We start from the raw sequence: 17392 nt of genomic DNA, 5'->3' as shown, positions 1-17392 counted from the left end.
CAGACGCTCGTCGGCCGTCCAGGCGTCGGAACGGGAGAACCGCAAGGTTTCGCGGCATGGCATCAGCATGGCCAATGTCCCGATCGGCCACTTGCACAGCTGCTGAACCATGTAGAGGAGTGCGTTGAATACGTCGCGCAGGTCGACCGTGGCCGGCTGCCCGGTGGGCCTGCGGTCGAGCCGGGCCTTTCTCCAGGCCGTCAACGTCGGCTCGATTACGTGTGCCCTGCGGCCGTGGTGGCCCGGATGGGCAGATCGCCGTCGCGCAGACGCCCCCCGCAGCGGCCGTTGTCCACCGCGACGAGCTCGGCGAGGATCGACAGGGCGCTTTCGGCGAGCGACGCCCCGCCGAGGTCGAGGCCCGCGGGGCCGGTCAGCCGGTCCAGTCCGGGCGCGTCGGTCAGGCGCCGCAGGCGTTGCGCGTGGGTGGCCCGGCTGCCGAGCGCGGCGACGTACCCGGCGGGGCCTGCCAACGCGGCGCGAAGAGCGCGGTCGTCGATGCGCGGGTCATGGCTGAGTGTGACGACCGCGTCGTGTACGCCGAGGGGATGGCGGGCGATCCACTCGTCGGGCCAGGCACGGACGACGTCGGCGGTGCCGGGGAAGGCCCCGGAGGCGACATGGCCGGGCCGCGGGTCCAGGACGACGACCGGGCGGTGCAAGGTCCCGGCCAGGGTGGCCAGGACTGCGGCGAGATCTGTTGCGCCGACCAGCAGCAGCCGCGGCCGACCCACCAGTTCCTCAATGAACGCGGGTCCCACGTCGGTCAGTTGGCTGACAGTGGATGCTGTCGACCAGCGGTGAGGCGGCCTCAGTCCGACCCGCACAGTGAGCGGACGGTCGTCGGCCAGGGCCGTGGTGATGGCGGAGTGCACAGGCTCGGGCGGCGCGGGCGTGATGAGGACGCGCAGTGCGCCGGCGCAGGCGGGAGCGTCCTCCCAGGGCAGCAGGTCGTCCCCGGGCGACACCGCGGTCACATGGGGCGCGGCCCCTGCCAGGACGGCGCGGGCTGCGTCCAGGACGATGCCCTCGACGCAGCCGCCCGACAGTGAGCCGCGCCACGTACCGTCCGCGGCGACGGCCATGGTGGCGCCGAGCGGTCGTGATCCGGGACCGTCACGGCCCACCAGCCGGGCCAGCGTGACGGGCCGGCCCGCCCGACGGTGGGCGTCGACGAAGGGCCACACTTCGCGCAGCACGCGTACCTCCTGTTCCAGTCCCGGGCCGGGCTGCGACGGCAGCGGTCCCAGCGCCCCTTCTCGCGGACGGTTCACGACGTCGGCTGTTCCTCGATCACGCGGTCCGGGCGGATGGGCAGGGTCCGCTGGCGGCGGCCGGTGGCGTGCCAGACGGCGTTCGCGATCGCGGCCGCCGTGCCGACGGTGCCGATTTCGCCGACGCCCTTGAGGCCTGACGGGTCGCCGGGTTCGTAGTCGGGTACGAAGTCGGCTTCGATGTCGGGTATGTCGGCGTGCGCGGCGATGTGGTAGCCGGCGAGGTCAGTGGTGATGTGCCGTCCCGTCGCCGGATCGCGGGCGCCTTCTTCGTGCAGGGCTATCGACAGCCCCATGACCATGCCCCCGACCAGTTGACTGCGCGCGAGGAGCGGGTTGATGACGCGGCCCACGGCGAACATGCCCAGAAGCCGCCGCACGCGTACCTCGCCGGTGGCCGGGTCGACGGTCACTTGGCAGAACACGGCGCTGTAGGAGTGCCGTTCCATGGGTGGCAGCGCACCGAGCGACTCGGTGGTGTCGCACGAGACGGTCAGTGGCAGCGTGGCGTCGCCCAGCTGGGAGCGCAGCTTCGCCGCGGCCTCGGTGATCGCCCAGGACCAGGACGTCGTCCCCCGGGATCCGCTGGCGTTCCAGGTGGGGCCGAGATCGCTGTCCGCGATCAGGAGCCGTATCCGTTCGGGATCCACGCGGAGCGCCTCTGCCGCCACCGCGGTCAGTGCGGTGCGTGCGCCAGTGCCGATGTCGCTGGCACCGATAGCCACGGTGAAGGCGCCGTCGGTCTCGGCGGTGATCGATGCCGAGGCGGGCAAGGCCCCCGCGCTGAAGGACGTGGCCGCCATCCCGGTGCCGACCAGCAGGCATCCCTCCGTCCGCGTCCGCGGCCGGTGGTCGCGTGTGGCCCAGCCGAACCGGCGGGCGCCCTCGTGCAGACACGCGACGAGGTTGCGGCGGCTGAAGGGCAGGCCGGACACCGGGCCGACAGTGGGCTCGTTGCGCAGCCGGAGCTCGAGCGGATCCATGCCGAGCCGCTCCGCCAGCTCGTCCATGGCGGATTCGAGCGCGAACGATCCGGGTGCCGTGCCGGGCCCGCGTACCGAGTACGGCGGCAGGATGTCGATGGGGACCGCGGTGCGCCGGGTACGGATCGCCGTTGCCGCGTAGAGCGTGTTGGTGAGCTCCGTGCAGTTCTCGAGGTAGTCCGCGAGCTTCGAGACCTCGAAGGCCGACTCGTGGTCGATCGCCCGCAGACTGCCGTCGGTGTCGGCCCCTATCCGGACCCGCTGGTCGGTCGCCGGCCGCATCGATACCGTCAGGAACACCTGATTCCGGCTCAGGGTGACGCGCACGGGGCGGCCGAGCACCGTGGTGGCCATCACCGCCAGAATCAGTTGGGGGCCGCACCCGCCCGACTTGGACCCGAAGCCGCCACCGACGTGCTGAGAGCGGACTCGTACCTGTTTGGGGTCGAGGGAGAACAGCGTGGCCACCGTCATGGCGACCAGGAAGGGGCCCTGATTGGAGTCGATGATCTGCAGCCGCTCGTCCTCCCACCAGGCGGTCGCGGAGTGCGGCTCCATGGCGGCGCCGTGCTGCTCGGGCGTGACATAGCGCTCGTCGACGGCCACCGCACTCGCGGCCAGCTCCGCCTCCACGTCACCGACGGTGGCGTCCTCTCCGAAGAACGATGTCGCCGGCCGCGCGGCCGGGTGCTCGAGTGAGAAGTCGGCGTCGTACGGTTCCTCGTGGTAGGTAACCCGCAGCGCCGCGGCCGCTGACCGGGCCTGCTCCATCGTCTCCGCCACCACCAGTGCGACCGGCCGGCCGGAGTGGGGGACCTCGTCGTTCTGCAGCAGGTGCATGCCGCCGTCGGGGCCGAAGAAGGATCCTGCCTCCAGGTTGAGCCGGGGAGCGTTGTGGTGGTCGAGCACACCGAGTACGCCGGGCATGCCGTGCACGGCGGAGGAGTCGATGGCGCGGATGCGTCCGCGGGACACGGTGGAGGTGACGACCCAGCCGTAGGCCAAGTCGGTCATCGGTTCGTCCGCCGCGTAGCGCACGCTGCCGGTGGCCTTGCCCGGTCCCTCGATACGGGGACGGGCCACCCCCATCGCGCCCGGGTGCGCCACGCCGTCCCACGGGGCGGTGCTCGGCCCGGCGACCGGGTGCGCGGCGGTTGCCGGGGCTGCGCTGGTCGAGGACGTGTTCATGTGCTGATCTCCTTCACGGCGACGGCGGGCGACGGGATCTGTGCGTCACTCGGCCCTGTGGGCGAGGTCGGTCAGGACGGCCTCGATGAGGTTGCGGGCCAGGCCGACCTTGTACGCGTTGTCGCGCAACGGCCGCGCGGCGGACAGCTCCGCGTCGGCGGCGGCCCGGAAGCTGCCGGTCGTGGCGGGGGCGTCCCGCAGGGCGGACTCGGCGGCGTGGGCGCGCCAGGGCCGGGAGGCGAGGCCGCCGAGCGCGATCCGGGCCTCCTTGACGATGCCCTCGTCGACGTCCAACGCGGCGGCGACGGAGACGCTCGCGAAGGCGTAGGACGCGCGCTCGCGGACCTTGCGGTAGCGCGAACGAGGGGACGCCGCGGCGGCCGGCAGGGTGACCGCGGTGATCAGGGCGCCCCGGGGAAGCGCCGTCTCCCGGTGCGGACTCTCGCCGACCGGCAGGTAGAACTGGGACAGCGGGATCTCGTGGGAACCGTCCAGGGTCTCGTAGTGCACGATCGCGTCGAACGCGGCCAAGGCCACGGTCATGTCCGAGGGATGGGTGGCCACACAGTGGTCGGTCCATTCGAGGATCGCGTGGTTGTGGTGCTCTCCGGCGATCGCGGAACACCCGCTGCCGGGGCTGCGCTTGTTGCACGGCTGCGAGGCGTCGGCGAAGTAGCCGCACCGGGTTCGCTGCAGCAGGTTGCCGCCCACCGTGGCCATGTTGCGCAGCTGCCCCGACGCGCCCGCCAGCACGGCCTGGCTGAGCGCCGGATACCGCCGGCGCATCTCGGGATGGGCCGCCAGGTCGCTGTTGGTCGTCGTCGCGCCGATGACGAGTCCGCCGTCGGGCGCGTCGCCGATGCCGTCCAGCGGCAGCCGACGGACGTCCACCAGCCGGGTCGGCGTCTCGATTCCGTCCTTCATCAGGTCGACGAGGTTCGTTCCGCCGCCGAGGAACCGGGCGCCGTCCTCGTCGGCGACCAGAGAGAGGGCGTCTCGGACCCGGCTCGGCCGCTGGTAGCTGAACTCCTTCATCCCGCCACCTCCTCGCGGGCCGCCGTCTCGAGCACGGCCCGCACGATCGACGGGTACGCGCCACAGCGACACAGGTTGCCGCTCAGGCGTTCGCGCACCTCCTCGGCGTCCAACTCGCGCGCCGGCGCGTCGGGTGAGACATCGGCGGTGACCGCGCTGGGCCAGCCCGCCGCGTGTTCGGCCAGCATGCCGACCGCGGAACAGAGCTGCCCGGGCGTGCAGTAGCCGCACTGAAGGCCGTCGAGCTGCACGAACGACTGCTGCAACGGTCGCAGTTCACCCTCGTGCGCCAGCCCCTCGACCGTTGTGATGTCCGAGCCGTCGACGGCGACCGCCAGCGTCAGGCACGACACCACACGCCAGCCGTTCAGCAGCACGGTGCAGGCGCCGCACTGCCCACGGTCGCAGCCCTTTTTCGGCCCTGTGTGGCCGGTGTCCTCACGCAGCGCGTCGAGCAGTGTCCTGCGATTGTCGACGTCCAGGCGGTGCGTCACGCCGTTGACGTGAAGTCGTATCTCACTGCGGGTACTTTCCGCCATTCCGCTTGCCCTTCCTCAATACAGCCAACCGTCGATCGGCAAGCCCCAGAGCCTTCAGTTATTCAAGCAGCCTCTCCGCGGAATTGATTTGCCCGATAGTGGCAAGCCCTTGCCTGATCCTCTTGATGATTTCGCGTCAGCCGGAGCCGGAACGGATGGCTGGACCGTTCCGTGGTGGCGGTGTTCAATCGGTCCATGCCGCTTGACGAACTCCGCACTCTGCTGGCGCGTCACGCCAGACCCGACGGAACGACCGCCATCGAGAACGTGAGGATCGGCCGGGAGGAGTCGGACGAACACCACGCCTCCATGAGTGGAACGGTCATGGCACTGATCGCCCAAGGCGCCAAGCGTCTCGCGCTGGGCGACCGCGTGTACGAGTACGGCCCCGGGCAGTACCTGGTCGCATCCGTCGACGTGCCCGTCACCGGCCGCTTCCTCGCTGTCACCCCGGAGCAGCCGGCGCTGGGACTCGGCCTGCTCCTGCATCCGTCGGACGTCGCCGAGATGATGTTGCAGACGGCGCCCGGCACCTTTCCGCCGCACGGCACGGCACCGGCCGCCATCGCCGTCAGCGACGCCTCCGACGAGTTCCTGGACGCCGTCGTGCGACTGGTGCGCCTGCTCGACCGGCCACGGGACAGGGACATGCTCGCCCCCCTCGTCAAACGCGAGATCCTGTGGCGCCTGATCACCGGCGAGCAGGGCGCCACAGTCCGCCAAATAGGTCTTGCCGACAGCAAGCTCTCCCATATCGCCAGAGCCGTGCACTGGATTCGCGAGAACTACCGGACACCGTTTCGGGTGGACGACGTGGCAGAGCTTGTCGGAATGAGCGCGTCCTCCTTCTACCGGAACTTCCAGGCCGTCACCCGGATGAGCCCCATCCAGTTCCAGAAGAACATCAGACTCCATCAGGCCCGGCTCCTGCTGACGGAACACCCGAAAGACATCGCGTACATCGGATACCGCGTGGGGTACGACAGCCCGTCCCAATTCAGCCGGGAATACCGACGCCTTTTCGGTGCGCCACCCAGTCAGGACGCGGTTCGATTCGCGATGGGCGCGGCCGGCGGCGCGGGCTGACCGGCCGGAACGCGCGGCCTGCGCGCGGAGTACACCAGGGCGGGAGGCAGGTTACGGTACACCGTCCTGCTCGCGACCACTTCTTCGAACGCCCGGCGCAACTGAGCGAGCCTGCGGCGGCTCGGCGGGGCCCAGTGGGCGAAAGCATAGGCGAACTGCGTGTACACCCCGGTCTCGGACAGCACCGACGCGATGGCCGGCACGAGGGCCTGGCCTTGCGGACCGGTGAACGCCGACCAGGGGAGGCTGCTCACCACGACGTCCGCCGCGCCAAGGCCCCGGTCGGCGAGGATGCGGGGCAGTTCCCAGGCGGACTCGGCGACGGTCTCGGCACCGGGAAACCGCTCAACCAGATGTGCGGCGAGCCGTTCGTTCAGTTCGACCGCAATGTGGCGTCCGCGGCCTGCCAGTTTGTGTTGGATCGCCGCGGTGGCGGGTCCGGTGCCCGGACCGAGCTCCACCACCACGGGCTCGCCCCGCTCCGGTACAGCGGCGACAAGCCGCTCGACCAGCCGGGACGAACTCGGTATCAGGGAGGCCGTACGGAGCGGGCTGCGCAGGAACTCGCGGGCGAAAACCGCTGTTTCACTCATGCTGTGATCCTTGCGGTGCAGTGGGATCCGCGGTCGGCCGGACGGTTATCCGCCCCGCGGGAGAATCGGCAACTCGATTCAACCCCCGCGACCTGCGGCAACCGTAGAATGATCCTCGCCACCCCTTGCACGATGCTCTATCGGAGCCCAGTCCGGATCAGGGAAGGACACCCGAAGGAGTACGCACGGCCTGACGCAGTCGGACGGCGTCCTTGCTGGGGGGTGCGCCGAACTGGCGGCGGTATTCGCGGCTGAACTGTGACGGGTTGTCGTAGCCGACGCGGTGGCCGACTCCGGTGACGTCGCCCGGGTGGGTGGCGAGCAGCAGCCGGGCCTCCTGGAGCCGGATCTGTTTCTGGAACTGGATGGGGCTCATCGCGGTCACCGCCTGGAAGTTGCGGTAGAAGGCGGAGACGCTCATCCCGGACAGCCGTGCCACGTCCTCGACCCGGAAGGGCTCCGCGTAGTGCTCGCGGATCCAGCGCACGGCCCGGGAGACGTGGCTGAGGCTGCTGTCGGCGAGGCCGAGTTGGCGGACTGTGGCGCCCTGGTCGCCGGTGATCAGGCGCCACAGGATCTCGCGTGTGACCAGCGGGGCCAGTACGGCGCGGTCGCGGGGCTCGTCGAGCAGGCGCAGCAGCCGGACCACCGCGTCGAGCAAGGCGGGCGGGGCGTCGCTGACGGCGATCCCCGACGGAGTGCCTCCGGCGGGGCGGGGGATGTCGCCGGGACCGGCTTGCAGCAGCAGTTCGGCGACAACCGGCGGTTCCAGCGTGAGGCCGAAGCCGAGGGCCGGCTGCTCGGGGTCGGCCTGGGTGAACTGTCCGGTGACGGGCAGGTCGACGGATGCGACCAGGTACTGCCCGGCGCCGTACGCGTAGACCCGGTCGCCCAGCGCGAGGCGTTTGGCGCCCTGGGCGATGACTGCGAGCACCGTGCCGGACATCGAGGGCTCCGGCGGATCCGGCCGGTCGACCTTGGAGATGAGGACGCCGTCGATGGCGGTGGTCCAGTCGGGCCGGGCGTGCCGGGCCAGCAGGGTGCGGAGCTCTTCGAGGTGCATGCGTCCATTGCAGCACTGTTCTGTGCTGCAATTCCCGTGCTCGCGAGGATCGTGCAAGTACCAGCGAGCATCGTTCTAACGTTTACGCAGGTCACGGCGATTGAATGGAATCACCTCACTCCACGACCGAGAAGAAGGCACTCAATGATTGCCACGTACGGCTTCAACGCCACCCTGACCGCCAGGCCCGGCATGGGCGACCGGCTGGTCGAGCTGCTGCTGACCGGCCTGCACGAGGGCAGCCCCGGCGCGAGCGAGTACTGCGTGGTCTACCTCGTCTCCCGTTCCGCGTCCGACCCCGACGTCGTCCACGTCACCGAGGGCTGGACCAGCGAGGAGGACCACCACCGGATCTTCGCCGGCGAGGCCGCCCAGGCCATCGTGGCGCAGATCGACGGACTGCTGGCCAAGGAGTCCGAATACACCGACTACGTGCCGGTCCGCGGCAAGGCCGCCTTCTGACCCGCCGAACACCCCACCCCCCAGCCCCTGCCGCCGCGGTGCCCGCCGAGGAGACTCCCTCCTCGCCCGACCGTCCCGCCACCACCCCCTGAAAGGCAACGACCATGACCACGGCACGACCCGCCCTCGACCCCGAACTGCATGAACTCTTGGCCGACATGCCCCTCATGCCCCAGCTCAGCCCGGAAGTGCTGGCGCAGGTACGCCCCTTCTCCTCGATGCCCGTCGAACCCCTCCTCGAAGGTCGCGCTATCGACCGGCGCGAGGTCACCGCTGCGAGTCCGGACGGCACCCCGATCCCCTTGTCCGTCTTCAGCCCCGCGAACACCGATCGCACCACCGCCGCACCCTGCGTCTACTGGATGCACGGCGGCGGGATGGTCATGGGCGACCGCTTCTCACAGATCGACATCCCGCTGGAGTGGCTCGAGGAGTTCGGCGCCGTCGTGGTCTCCGTCGACTACCGGCTCGCGCCCGAGTCCACCGGCACCGTCCCGGTCGACGACTGCTACCAGGGACTGCTCTGGGTCGCCGAACACTCCGAAGAACTGGGCATTGACCCCGCCCGGATCATCGTCGCAGGCGCCAGCGCGGGCGGCGGCCTCGCCGCCGGCGTCACCCTCCTGGCCCGCGACCTCGGCACCCCGACGATCGCCGCCCAAGTACTGATCGGCCCCATGCTCGACCACCGCAACACCACCACCTCCAGCCTCCAGTACTCCAACGGGCCCGGCGTCTGGACCCGCGAGATGAACGGATTCGGATGGCGCTGCCTCCTCGGCGACCTCACCGACGACGAGGTACCCGCATACGTCTCACCCGCCCTGGCCGACGACCTCGCGGACCTGCCGACCACCTACATCGACACCGGCTCCGCCGAAGTCTTCCGAGACGAGGACACCGACTACGCCACCCGCATCTGGGCGGCCGGCGGCCAGGCCGAACTCCACGTCTGGGCAGGCGGCTTCCACGGATTCGACGCCCTGTACCCGCAGGCACACATCTCGGCCACAGCCCGCCGGACCCGCACCGACTGGCTCGCCCGACTCCTGGCCACGAACCCCGCCGCATAGCGCAGCCCAAGAACAGCATCGCCATCGCCTCCAACGAGGCGATCACTGGCTGGTCAAAGACGTTCACCGATCCGCGGCTCTGCGCGGCCGTCGTGGACCGGCTCACCTTCAACGCCACCCTGATCGAGACCGGAACGGAGTCCTACCGGCTGGCCCGCACCAAGGCGAACAAGACCAACGGGCTGAGGTGAGGGCCTGCGCAGGGATCAGGAGCTGAGATGCTCATGCAGCATCTTCAACTCTCCGTCCCGCCGCACGATGCCGTTGGTGCCCCGGCCCCGGCCAGAGCGGAGTTCACCGTTCACGACGCCGGTCCAGGCGAACCGACAGCGACACACCGCGACATCAGAGGTGAGCACCGGCCACTCCAGTTCACGCACCTCATACACCTCGTCGAGGATTGTCGCGAACGTCTTCCCGATCGCGGACCGGATCTCCTCAATGCCCCGATGCGAACCGTCCGAGAACCAATACACGGCGTCCTCGGCGATGAACAGCACCATCGGCTGGATCGACTTGCGCCGGCCGTCCAGCATCAGCCCCCGCAGATAGCACTCGCCCCTGGCCCGCTGATCCTTACGCGGAACCGACGCGAACACATCCTCCACGAAAAGCCCCAACGCGGCCCGTAATCGGTTCACTTCATGCATGTCCACGTACCCAACATGCTCTTGATCAGCGAAAACACCCAAACCTAACGAAGCACTACCAGTTCCATGCACACGGTGAGCAGGCGTTGTTGCGTTCTCCCCCGCGCTGGCCCTGCCCACACCTGAGCATCAGGCACCCTTCGCACTACAGGGGTGTCTCATCAGGCTGGCGGGCGCCGCGCGCCGCCGCCGCTTCCGTTCAGCGGGATCAGTGTCTCCAGATGGGCGCCCTTGACCCAGGAGCCGAGCAGGTCACGGTGCAGGGCCACGATGTCCTGGCGCACCGCCAGGCCGAGGGCGGCCTTCGTGAACGCGCGGCACGTGGTGACGAACAGGGCGACGTCCGCGCCGTGCTCGAGGCGGGCGGTGCCGACGAACTTCTGCATGTCCTGCGAGGACACGCTGCGCTCGGGCGCGTACTTCTTGACCTGGACGACCAGTTTGCGGCCGTCGGCGAGGTAGCCGACGACGTCGGCGCCCAGGTCGCCGCTCTTGCCGCTGACGACGACCTTGGTGCAGCCGTCCCGACGGCAGAGATCGGCGACGTAGTGCTCGAAGTCCTGCCAGGACAGCGCGTCGACCTCCGTCATCGACAGCTCCCGCGCCCGCGCCTCCTCCTGCGCCCGCCATTTCCGGTCTCCGCCGACCGCGAGCCGGTGCGCGCGTAGGAGGCCCCAGCCGGCTCCGCCCACCACCACGACGGCGACCACGGTCACTAGCACGGGCCACACTGTCGCCCAGTTCCCGGCCACCCACACCGTGACGGCCAGCGTCGCCACGATGCCCCAGCCCTGTAACTGCCTGCGTGTCCGCTTCCGCAGCCGCCGGCGCCGTCGCGCTGCCATCAGTCCCCCACTCCCCTGTGTCCGTGATCCGCAGTGTGAAAGCCCTGCTCGGCCCCGGCAAGAGGGCTTGCCCCGCGCGGGCGATGCCGTGCTCATCGGGTGTCGAACCGGATCGGGTACGAGACCGTCGGCCGCGGCGTGGGCGCCGGGTCGTCCCAGCCCTCGAAGTGCACCGGGTACGTGGCCGTCGACGTCGGCCGGGACCTCGACCCCGGACCGCCGCTACTGGCCGTGCCGGTCGTCCCGCCGTAGCCCGCGACCGCGATCCCCAGCAGGACCAGAATCGACAGGTCCCGTCGCGCTCCCGGTGCCCACCGGAAGTACCGGCGCACCTTCGTCCCATCGCGCTCGTGCTCCTCCACCCAGGGCAATGTCCCGCTCCTTTGTCCCAACTCGGTGGCACTGACGGCCCGTTGAGACGAGGACACCATCCGCTACTGACAATGCGTCACGAGCAAGCCGCCTGGAGCAGCGGAATCCAGACGCCGAAGCCTCCCCTGTACCTCCGGCGAGAGCCAGCGACCAGGCTATTTACGCGGCACCGTGACCAGAAACCAGCCGAATACGGTCGCGCCGACATGCTGCCGCGCGCCAGGGAGTACGAGCGGCTGGACTGATCAGCCCGCCTCCGCCCAGGGGGCGGTACGGATCCACCAGTGACGCAGCCGCAGCGGTGGGTGCGTACGCAGGGCGAAGGGGAGCTGACGCAACCACACCGGCACGGGAACACTCCGGTCCGCCGCCAGCAACTGGGACAGGGCGGTGGCGGAGGCGGCGCGGCCGCACCACGCGGTGACCACGGCGTCGGCCCGGGCGTCCTGCTCGCCCGGGCCGGTTCAGCCGATCACGGACCGGGCGAAGGCGACGGTGCCGGCGAAGGCGCCCCCGGCAGCCAGTACCGCGACAGCCCATGCGTTCCCGGCCAGCACGGTCAGCACGCCAGCGGCCACGGCGATCTGCGTGCCCAGCATCAAGATGACTGCGGCCCGTACGGTCATCAGCGGCTCCTGCGATCGGTCGGACGGCGCACTCACGGAAGCTCCTGGCGGCTGTTCTCGCGCCTGCGCCACTCCTTGCCGAGGCGGTGCAGTTTGCGTCGGGCCCGCTCTCCTTGCGCCTCGTCCTGCTGCACCAGATCCGACGCTTTGGGCCACGTCAAGGGGTGGTTTTCCGACCAGGCACGGACCAGGGCCTGTTCCTGCTCGTTGAGCTTGCCTGCCACGTAGCGCACGGGGGCGGTCTCGAACTGCTGGGCCCAGGGAACCAGACGGGGGATCACCAGGTCCTCCGGCCCGGGCACGGTGTCCCGCTGTTCCCAACCCTCCGGGATGTAACCGATCGAGGCACCGCGGATCTGGTGATCGCGCTCGGAGTCGCAGCCCTGGCGGGCATACCGGACCAGGACCCTGCGCACCGACTGGTCGTCGGTGAGGTCGGCTTCCTGCTCCCATGCGCGCTCGAACATCGCCACAGCCAGGGCTTGACAGTGGTCCTCCAGCACCGGCCACAGACGCAGGCAGCGGCGCAGGAAGTCCTTCATCGGCTCCGTGTCGCCCTTCACATACGCGTCGAAGGCGTAGCGGGCCTCGGCAAGGACGGACGGCTTCAGCCGCTTCGCCCAGTCAGCGACAGACCGGACTCCGGCGAAGAGGTCGGCCATATGGCCGCCGATGGCGTCCGCCATCGTCGGGAGGGTGCGCAGGACCTCCTGCATCGTCCGCGGTAGGCCCACCTGGATGGCGAAGCACGGTGCGAGCGTTTCTGCCAGCTTCGCCAGGTTGGGCAGCGGGGGAATCAGATCCGGGAGGTATCGGAACGCCGGGGCCAGGCCGAAGTGCGACTGACGAACGAGTTCACCGAGACCAACCAGCGGCTGGAAGGCGTCAGCCATCGACGACAGGCGGGCGGCGGGTCCCAGCACACTCGCCAGGCTGTTGATCTGCGGCTCGATTACGGACAAGGCCGCCCTGGCCGAGTTGAGTCCGTCCAGCAGCCCCAGCGTGGGCATGACGGAGGGCAGTACCGAGTTCAAGGTCTCGGACAGCGAGAGGACCTGGGGCTGCACGCCGGCCAGCGCCGACAGCGCAGCATTGCGGGCGGCCAGTCCGTCCAGCAGCGAATGGCCAACCATCTCTCCGATGTTGGGCAGCCGGGGAACTGCCAGCTCGATGCCGGCGAACGCCGGGGCGAGGCCGAAGTTCGCCCGCTCGGTGAACTCGCTGAGCATCGTGCTGAGGCCGACCAGCGGTTGGAAGGAGTCACTGACGCCGGACCAGAAGGAATCCGTGTCCACGACATCAGCCAGGCTGCCGGAGTTCAGGACGGCGTCGTCAGGCTGTGGGAAGGCATCGTGGTCCAGGTCGGGCCCGTCCATGGGCGCTGCGAGTCCGGCGTCGCCCGGCTCGTCGAGCGCCACATTTTCGGGCGATACGCATCCTTCCGCTGAGGCAACGAGCAGCGCTCCTGCTGCGTCGGACGATCCTGCAGCAGGCCGCTGAGCGGCATCCTCGGGTGCCGAGTCCGGCGTTGAAACCGCAGGCATCTCGGGCCTCCTTTGTTGCTTGGGTAAGTCTGTTCACCTACCTGCGGCGGGAGAGGGCCGATCCGGCACTCAACTTCCCGACATCGACTGTGATTCACGCCACACACATGACTCCGCGGCAGCATTTCCCCCTCCAGGGCAGTCCCTTCCGCTGCGACCTGCACCGACAACGGGCCGATGTGTGACTTACCGCCCCACGGGTGCACGAGCGGGCTGGCCGCGGCGATAGCGCTCTGCGCGGCCCGGGCCTCGCTGGTACGTGCCGGCACCGGTCGGACCTCGAGCGACCCGCTGCTCTTGCCGGGCACACCGTCCGGAGCTGGCTGATCATCCCGCTGACACGGCCTCAACCCTCGTGGCGGGGTGCGGTGATCGAGTAAGGCAGACGGAGGGGGCTTCCGTGGAAGCACGGATGTGGGACGCACTGGTCGACGTGGCGAAGAGCGCGTACACCGCCGGGCTGGGCGAGGGCACGGTCCCGCGCCCGCTCATCATGCCGCTGGTGCGCGGCGAGCTGGTCGGGATGATCTGGGTCCGCCCCCTCAAGGTCGGCCAGGACGCACTCGCCGGAATCGCGGAACTCTCGAACATCTCCGGGGCGCGACCCAGGAGGCCGCGCGGCGCGCCGTAGGCGCAGGGCCGAAAACCCTTTGCCGGTGAACGCGCCGAAGGCGCCCGCCGATTCGCCCGGAGGGGCCGCCAGGCCCCGCAGGGCGGTGCGCGGCGTGCCGTGTGGCACCCTGGGCCACGTCCCGGAAATAAGGGCCCGTGAGGGCCGTTGAGCGGCTCGCTGCGCCTTCGCTGCTCCGTGCTGCGCCCGGGGACGGAAACACAAAAGGGCCCCTCTCCCGGGTGGGAGAGGGGCCCTTTTGTGGGGTGGCTACGTCGTTATGCGGCTGCGCCGCCTTCGATGCAGGAGATTACGTCGCGGGCGCGCCGCGCGATTGACTCGGCGTGCGACGGGCTCGGGAACGCCACCAGAAGGTTCACGAGCGACTCGGCGATTTCGCGGGCCGACTCGGGGTTCTGGTCCCGCAAGCATCCGCCACGCGCCGTGTGCGTTGCGGAGGACGCGCGCGCTGTCCTCCTCAGATGGCGCCGACCTTGCGGGCGAAGGCTCGGGTGCCCGGGACCGGCTGGGGCGAGGTGAGGAGACCCTTCACGAGAATGCGGACGCTGTCCCGCCGGGCTTCCTGGGGCGCGACGCGCTCGGTGGCGGTGAGGGCGGCGAGGCACTTGTGTGCTTTGCCCCACTGGTCGTAGGCGCGGGCGACGTCGAGGTAGAGGCGGGCTTGGCGTTCGGCGGGGAGGGTGTCGACGGGAATGGTGCGTGCGGTGGCGATGGCGGCGCCGGCATCGCCGAGGAGGTAATGGACCGATACCTCGTGGAGGGCAACCTGTTCGGTGCCGAAGTAGCCGATGCTCTCGGGCCGTGTGCGGGTGGCGCCGAGCTGGGTGGCGCGGGCACGGGCATCCTTGAGCAGTGTGAGCGCGGTGTCGCGGTCGCCTGCCTTGGCGGCGCTGTAGGCGGCGGTGGCCAGTAGGTTGCCGACCGCGGACAGGCGTCCGGCGGCGTCGGGTACGTGGGTGGCCATGAGCTGGTCGGCGGCACGGACGGCGACAGCGGTGGCGCGCTGGTGTTGACCGTAACGGCGGTGGGCGCTGGAGACCATGCGGTGAGCCTCCGCCAGGACGAGCGGCGCGTCGACCTGCCCAGCACTGGTGAGGGCGCGGTCCGCGGTGATGGCGGTGAGCCGATCGTCGCCGCGTTTGATAGCCAGCCGGGCGGCGACGCACCACAGTTCGGCGGTGGCATTCCGCCCTGCGTCCTCCAGGGCCTGGGTGAGGGCGAGCCGCTGGGGAAGAGCACGGGCGAGCTGGGCGTAGCGGCCGGCGAGCAGTTCAGCGCGGGAGGTGCGAACGGCTAGAGCCGCAGCCGCACGGGAGGACTGGACAGTGAGCGGCGGCGGCCCGTACAGCAGTAAGTCCTCCAGCCCGGTCAGTGCCGCCGACTCCGCGGCGTCGGCAGGGGAGGGGATGCCTGCAGCGGCAGCGCCGAGACCGGCCGCGCCCGCAAGGAAGGTTCTGCGCCGCACCGCGTCCTCCTGGTCGTCCAGGTCTTCAATGCCGCCCACCTTAGTGCCGTACGCGTCGGTGCCTGGGTGGGTGGCTCGCCCGTCCGGGGGCGGAGTAACGAATCCGAGCTCTGCGGGTGTGAGTTGAAGGATCCGGGAGAGATGGGCGAGCACGCTGACGGCGGGGCTGATCTGGTTGGCCTCCAGGCGGGAGACCCAGGACTCGGAGTATCCCAGGATCTTGCCGAGCTGAGCTTGGGTCATGCGGCGTTCCGTGCGGCGGCCACGGATGAGTGCGCCGATGTCGTGGGAGCTGTGCGCATGGGTGGTGGGGCTGGTCATCGGGCCTCCACGCCCCTCACGAAGGGGGCGGCTTCCACGGTAGCCAGCGGCTAATCCTCCGCTAGGCAGTTGGCGGTCAACTTGCAGGATCTGCAAGCCACTTGATCCGAGCCGCTGTGTGCGGTGACGGCTCGTACGGCGGGCGCTTTGCTGAGGGCACCGGCAAAGAGACGTCCGAGACCTCGGAGGGATCATGGATACCGCTGCACTTGCAGAACGGCTCCCGGCGCGCACCGCTTGGGAGGAGACCGGCACGGTCGTGCTGCCCGACGTGCTGCCGCCGGACCGCTTCAAGGCCTTGGAGGAGGAGGCGGCCGACCGCCTCGACCTGGTCACGCCGCACGTGCACGACCACACCGCCGCCCACCGCGACGGCAGCTTCGCGACGCCGGTTCACTGCGGTTTCATCCCGCCGGGCCCGGTGCTCGATCAGCTCGCGTACGACAAGCCGCTGCTGATGGCGCTACGCGAGGCGACCGGCATCCCGCGCCTGATCCCCCGCGGCGGCGCGGTCGTCCTCTACCGCCGGGGCGACTTTCAGGGGCTCCACACGGACTCGTCGAAATCCACGGTCACGGTCGGTATCGCCCTGACGCCGGACCTTCCGCCGATGGGGTGGGCGCCGCACCTGCGCCACCCGGACGGCCGGCACCTCGCGGACGTTGTCGCCGAGTTCGGGATGTTCCCGGAGGGGGCGCAGTTCACGACGCTGCCCCACCCCTACAACGACGGCTCGGTCCGGGCGTTCGCTGGGTACCACTTCGCGCACTGGCGGCCCCCGCTGCCTGTGGAGGCGGGTCTCCTCGTCACTATGTCGTTCATGGACCTGTGATGGTCGCCGGAACCCTGCGGCGGACGTGGCTCGCCCAGGGCCGGGCGGACGTGCCGGCCGACGCGATCGAGGCGGGCCTGTGGGAGGAGCTCGCCGAGGAGGCCGAGCGGCTGGAGCCGGTCGCGGCCGTCCGGCACAACCAGCGGCCTGGCCTTCTGGCGATGCGGGACGGCTCGATCACGAGTCCGCAGCGCTGCACGGTCCACCCCGGCGCGGCGGCGCTGCGGGCCCTCGCACAGTCCAAGGCGCTCGCGGACGTGGCGGCCGAGGCGACCGGCGCCGCGAAGATGACGGCGATCCGCTTCGGGTACAAGTTCTACAAGCCCGGCGACTTTATGCACGTTCACCGCGACGACGGGAAGTGCGAGCTGACGATGAGCGCCGCCCTGACGCCCGGCCTCGGTTCCATGGGGTGGCTGCCGAACCTGCGATGGCTGACGACCGAGGAGGTCGTCGAGCGGCTCGCGGATACGCCGTACCCGGACGGCGACGCGTTTCCCGTGCGATACAGGGCCCTGACCGCATTCGACGGGTCCCGGATTCCCCACTGGCGTGCCCCGCTCGATGGCCAATCGCGCGAGGTGCTGGTCACCGTCTGTTTCACCGATCTGTCGGTGTAGCAGCAACCGTTACGAGTTCCGAGGAGGAACCCATGCCCGTGCCCGTGACCACCGTCGTGCTGGCGGACCCGGCCGACTTCATCGGCGAACTGCACGCGGACGGCGCCATGCCGCAGAACAGCGGCGGCGACCCGGCCGTTCCCGACAGCGCGTTCCCCGACACCCACACCTACCCCGTGCTCGTCTGACC

At 70.1% G+C, this 17392-nt stretch carries 20 protein-coding genes and 3 pseudogenes; 8 read left to right on the top strand and 15 right to left on the bottom strand.

Going from position 1 to position 17392, the window contains the following annotated elements:
• Positions 1-87: 87 nt before the first annotated feature.
• The 5 genes and pseudogenes from BN159_RS45495 to BN159_RS41665 form a co-directional block, all read right to left on the bottom strand.
• Positions 88-216 (bottom strand): annotated as a pseudogene (locus BN159_RS45495) (IS5/IS1182 family transposase); the annotation flags it as partial.
• Complete coding sequence (locus tag BN159_RS41680) at positions 216-1274, bottom strand: XdhC family protein (RefSeq protein ID WP_051113604.1); 1059 nt, start codon at positions 1272-1274, stop codon at positions 216-218. The pseudogene BN159_RS45495 and the gene BN159_RS41680, both read right to left, overlap by 1 nt.
• Positions 1271-3445 carry a xanthine dehydrogenase family protein molybdopterin-binding subunit gene (locus BN159_RS41675; protein WP_015663107.1) on the bottom strand — a complete coding sequence of 725 codons (2175 nt, stop codon included), beginning with the start codon at positions 3443-3445 and terminating at the stop codon, positions 1271-1273. The genes BN159_RS41680 and BN159_RS41675 overlap by 4 nt, the downstream gene beginning before the upstream one ends.
• Positions 3446-3490: 45 nt before the next feature.
• On the bottom strand, positions 3491-4480 hold the full coding sequence (locus tag BN159_RS41670) for an FAD binding domain-containing protein (RefSeq protein ID WP_015663106.1): 990 nt from the start codon (positions 4478-4480) through the stop codon (positions 3491-3493).
• Positions 4477-5019, bottom strand: a complete 543-nt coding sequence (locus tag BN159_RS41665) for a (2Fe-2S)-binding protein (protein WP_015663105.1) — start codon at positions 5017-5019, stop codon at positions 4477-4479. The genes BN159_RS41670 and BN159_RS41665 overlap by 4 nt, the downstream gene beginning before the upstream one ends.
• A 195-nt stretch (positions 5020-5214) precedes the next feature.
• Here BN159_RS41665 and BN159_RS41660 point away from each other — a divergent pair, with 195 nt between their 5' ends.
• Complete coding sequence (locus tag BN159_RS41660) at positions 5215-6105, top strand: AraC family transcriptional regulator (RefSeq protein WP_041822418.1); 891 nt, start codon at positions 5215-5217, stop codon at positions 6103-6105.
• On the opposite strand, the gene BN159_RS41655 is transcribed toward BN159_RS41660, so the two are convergent.
• Together BN159_RS41655 and BN159_RS41650 are read right to left on the bottom strand one after the other, a co-directional pair.
• Positions 6057-6698: a class I SAM-dependent methyltransferase gene (locus BN159_RS41655; protein ID WP_015663103.1), complete on the bottom strand. Its 642-nt coding sequence runs from the start codon at positions 6696-6698 to the stop codon at positions 6057-6059. The genes BN159_RS41660 and BN159_RS41655 overlap by 49 nt on opposite strands.
• Before the next feature lie 157 nt (positions 6699-6855).
• Complete coding sequence (locus BN159_RS41650) at positions 6856-7761, bottom strand: AraC family transcriptional regulator (RefSeq protein WP_015663102.1); 906 nt, start codon at positions 7759-7761, stop codon at positions 6856-6858.
• A gap of 144 nt (positions 7762-7905) precedes the next feature.
• On the opposite strand from BN159_RS41650, the gene BN159_RS41645 reads away from it, so the two are divergent.
• From BN159_RS41645 to BN159_RS44515, 3 genes and pseudogenes are all read left to right on the top strand, one after another.
• Positions 7906-8223, top strand: a complete 318-nt coding sequence (locus BN159_RS41645; RefSeq protein ID WP_015655072.1) for a putative quinol monooxygenase — start codon at positions 7906-7908, stop codon at positions 8221-8223.
• 104 nt (positions 8224-8327) lie between these two features.
• Complete coding sequence (locus tag BN159_RS41640) at positions 8328-9296, top strand: alpha/beta hydrolase (RefSeq protein WP_015655071.1); 969 nt, start codon at positions 8328-8330, stop codon at positions 9294-9296.
• A 2-nt stretch (positions 9297-9298) separates the two neighbouring features.
• A pseudogene (locus BN159_RS44515) lies at positions 9299-9487 on the top strand (ATP-binding protein); the annotation flags it as partial.
• Positions 9488-9502: 15 nt separating this feature from the next.
• On the opposite strand, the gene BN159_RS41635 reads toward BN159_RS44515, so the two are convergent.
• The 7 genes and pseudogenes from BN159_RS41635 to BN159_RS41610 all read right to left on the bottom strand — a co-directional run bounded on the left by BN159_RS41635 (position 9503) and on the right by BN159_RS41610 (position 13207).
• A complete protein-coding gene (locus tag BN159_RS41635; RefSeq protein ID WP_231905785.1) occupies positions 9503-9799 on the bottom strand; it encodes a YybH family protein in 297 nt (98 codons plus the stop codon).
• Positions 9797-9952 (bottom strand): annotated as a pseudogene (locus BN159_RS47810) (transposase); the annotation flags it as partial. The pseudogene BN159_RS47810 and the gene BN159_RS41635, both read right to left, overlap by 3 nt.
• A gap of 155 nt (positions 9953-10107) precedes the next feature.
• The gene (locus BN159_RS41630; protein WP_015663100.1) at positions 10108-10791 is read right to left on the bottom strand and encodes a restriction endonuclease; all 684 of its coding nucleotides are present in this window, start codon (positions 10789-10791) and stop codon (positions 10108-10110) included.
• A 92-nt stretch (positions 10792-10883) separates the two neighbouring features.
• A complete protein-coding gene (locus BN159_RS41625) occupies positions 10884-11153 on the bottom strand; it encodes a hypothetical protein (protein WP_408055055.1) in 270 nt (89 codons plus the stop codon).
• A 255-nt stretch (positions 11154-11408) separates the two neighbouring features.
• Positions 11409-11591 carry a hypothetical protein gene (locus BN159_RS41620; protein ID WP_015663098.1) on the bottom strand — a complete coding sequence of 61 codons (183 nt, stop codon included), beginning with the start codon at positions 11589-11591 and terminating at the stop codon, positions 11409-11411.
• A 36-nt stretch (positions 11592-11627) separates the two neighbouring features.
• Entirely contained in the window at positions 11628-11825 is a 198-nt protein-coding gene (locus BN159_RS41615) for a hypothetical protein (RefSeq protein WP_010639982.1), read from the bottom strand.
• Positions 11822-13207 (bottom strand): hypothetical protein, encoded by a 1386-nt coding sequence (locus BN159_RS41610; RefSeq protein WP_041820515.1) that lies wholly within the window; start codon positions 13205-13207, stop codon positions 11822-11824. Before BN159_RS41610 ends, BN159_RS41615 begins: the two co-directional genes overlap by 4 nt.
• Before the next feature lie 526 nt (positions 13208-13733).
• Between BN159_RS41610 and BN159_RS41605 the strand changes: the two genes are divergently transcribed.
• Positions 13734-13964: a hypothetical protein gene (locus BN159_RS41605; RefSeq protein ID WP_015663096.1), complete on the top strand. Its 231-nt coding sequence runs from the start codon at positions 13734-13736 to the stop codon at positions 13962-13964.
• A 457-nt stretch (positions 13965-14421) separates the two neighbouring features.
• Here BN159_RS41605 and BN159_RS41600 read toward each other — a convergent pair whose 3' ends face one another.
• The gene (locus tag BN159_RS41600) at positions 14422-15750 is read right to left on the bottom strand and encodes a helix-turn-helix domain-containing protein (protein ID WP_015663095.1); all 1329 of its coding nucleotides are present in this window, start codon (positions 15748-15750) and stop codon (positions 14422-14424) included.
• A 193-nt stretch (positions 15751-15943) separates the two neighbouring features.
• Between BN159_RS41600 and BN159_RS41595 the strand changes: the two genes are divergently transcribed.
• The 3 genes from BN159_RS41595 to BN159_RS46345 are packed head-to-tail and all read left to right on the top strand — an operon-like array spanning position 15944 to position 17390.
• On the top strand, positions 15944-16582 hold the full coding sequence (locus BN159_RS41595; RefSeq protein ID WP_015663094.1) for a hypothetical protein: 639 nt from the start codon (positions 15944-15946) through the stop codon (positions 16580-16582).
• Positions 16582-17202, top strand: a complete 621-nt coding sequence (locus tag BN159_RS41590) for a hypothetical protein (protein WP_015663093.1) — start codon at positions 16582-16584, stop codon at positions 17200-17202. Before BN159_RS41595 ends, BN159_RS41590 begins: the two co-directional genes overlap by 1 nt.
• A 32-nt stretch (positions 17203-17234) precedes the next feature.
• On the top strand, positions 17235-17390 hold the full coding sequence (locus BN159_RS46345; RefSeq protein ID WP_015663092.1) for a hypothetical protein: 156 nt from the start codon (positions 17235-17237) through the stop codon (positions 17388-17390).
• Positions 17391-17392: the final 2 nt, after the last annotated feature.

Origin of the sequence: Streptomyces davaonensis JCM 4913 (assembly GCF_000349325.1) — a bacterium.
Classification (GTDB): Bacteria; Actinomycetota; Actinomycetes; order Streptomycetales; family Streptomycetaceae; genus Streptomyces; species Streptomyces davaonensis.
The sequence above is the reverse complement of the archived record's forward strand: the minus strand, read 5'-3'. Positions and strand labels throughout refer to the sequence as shown.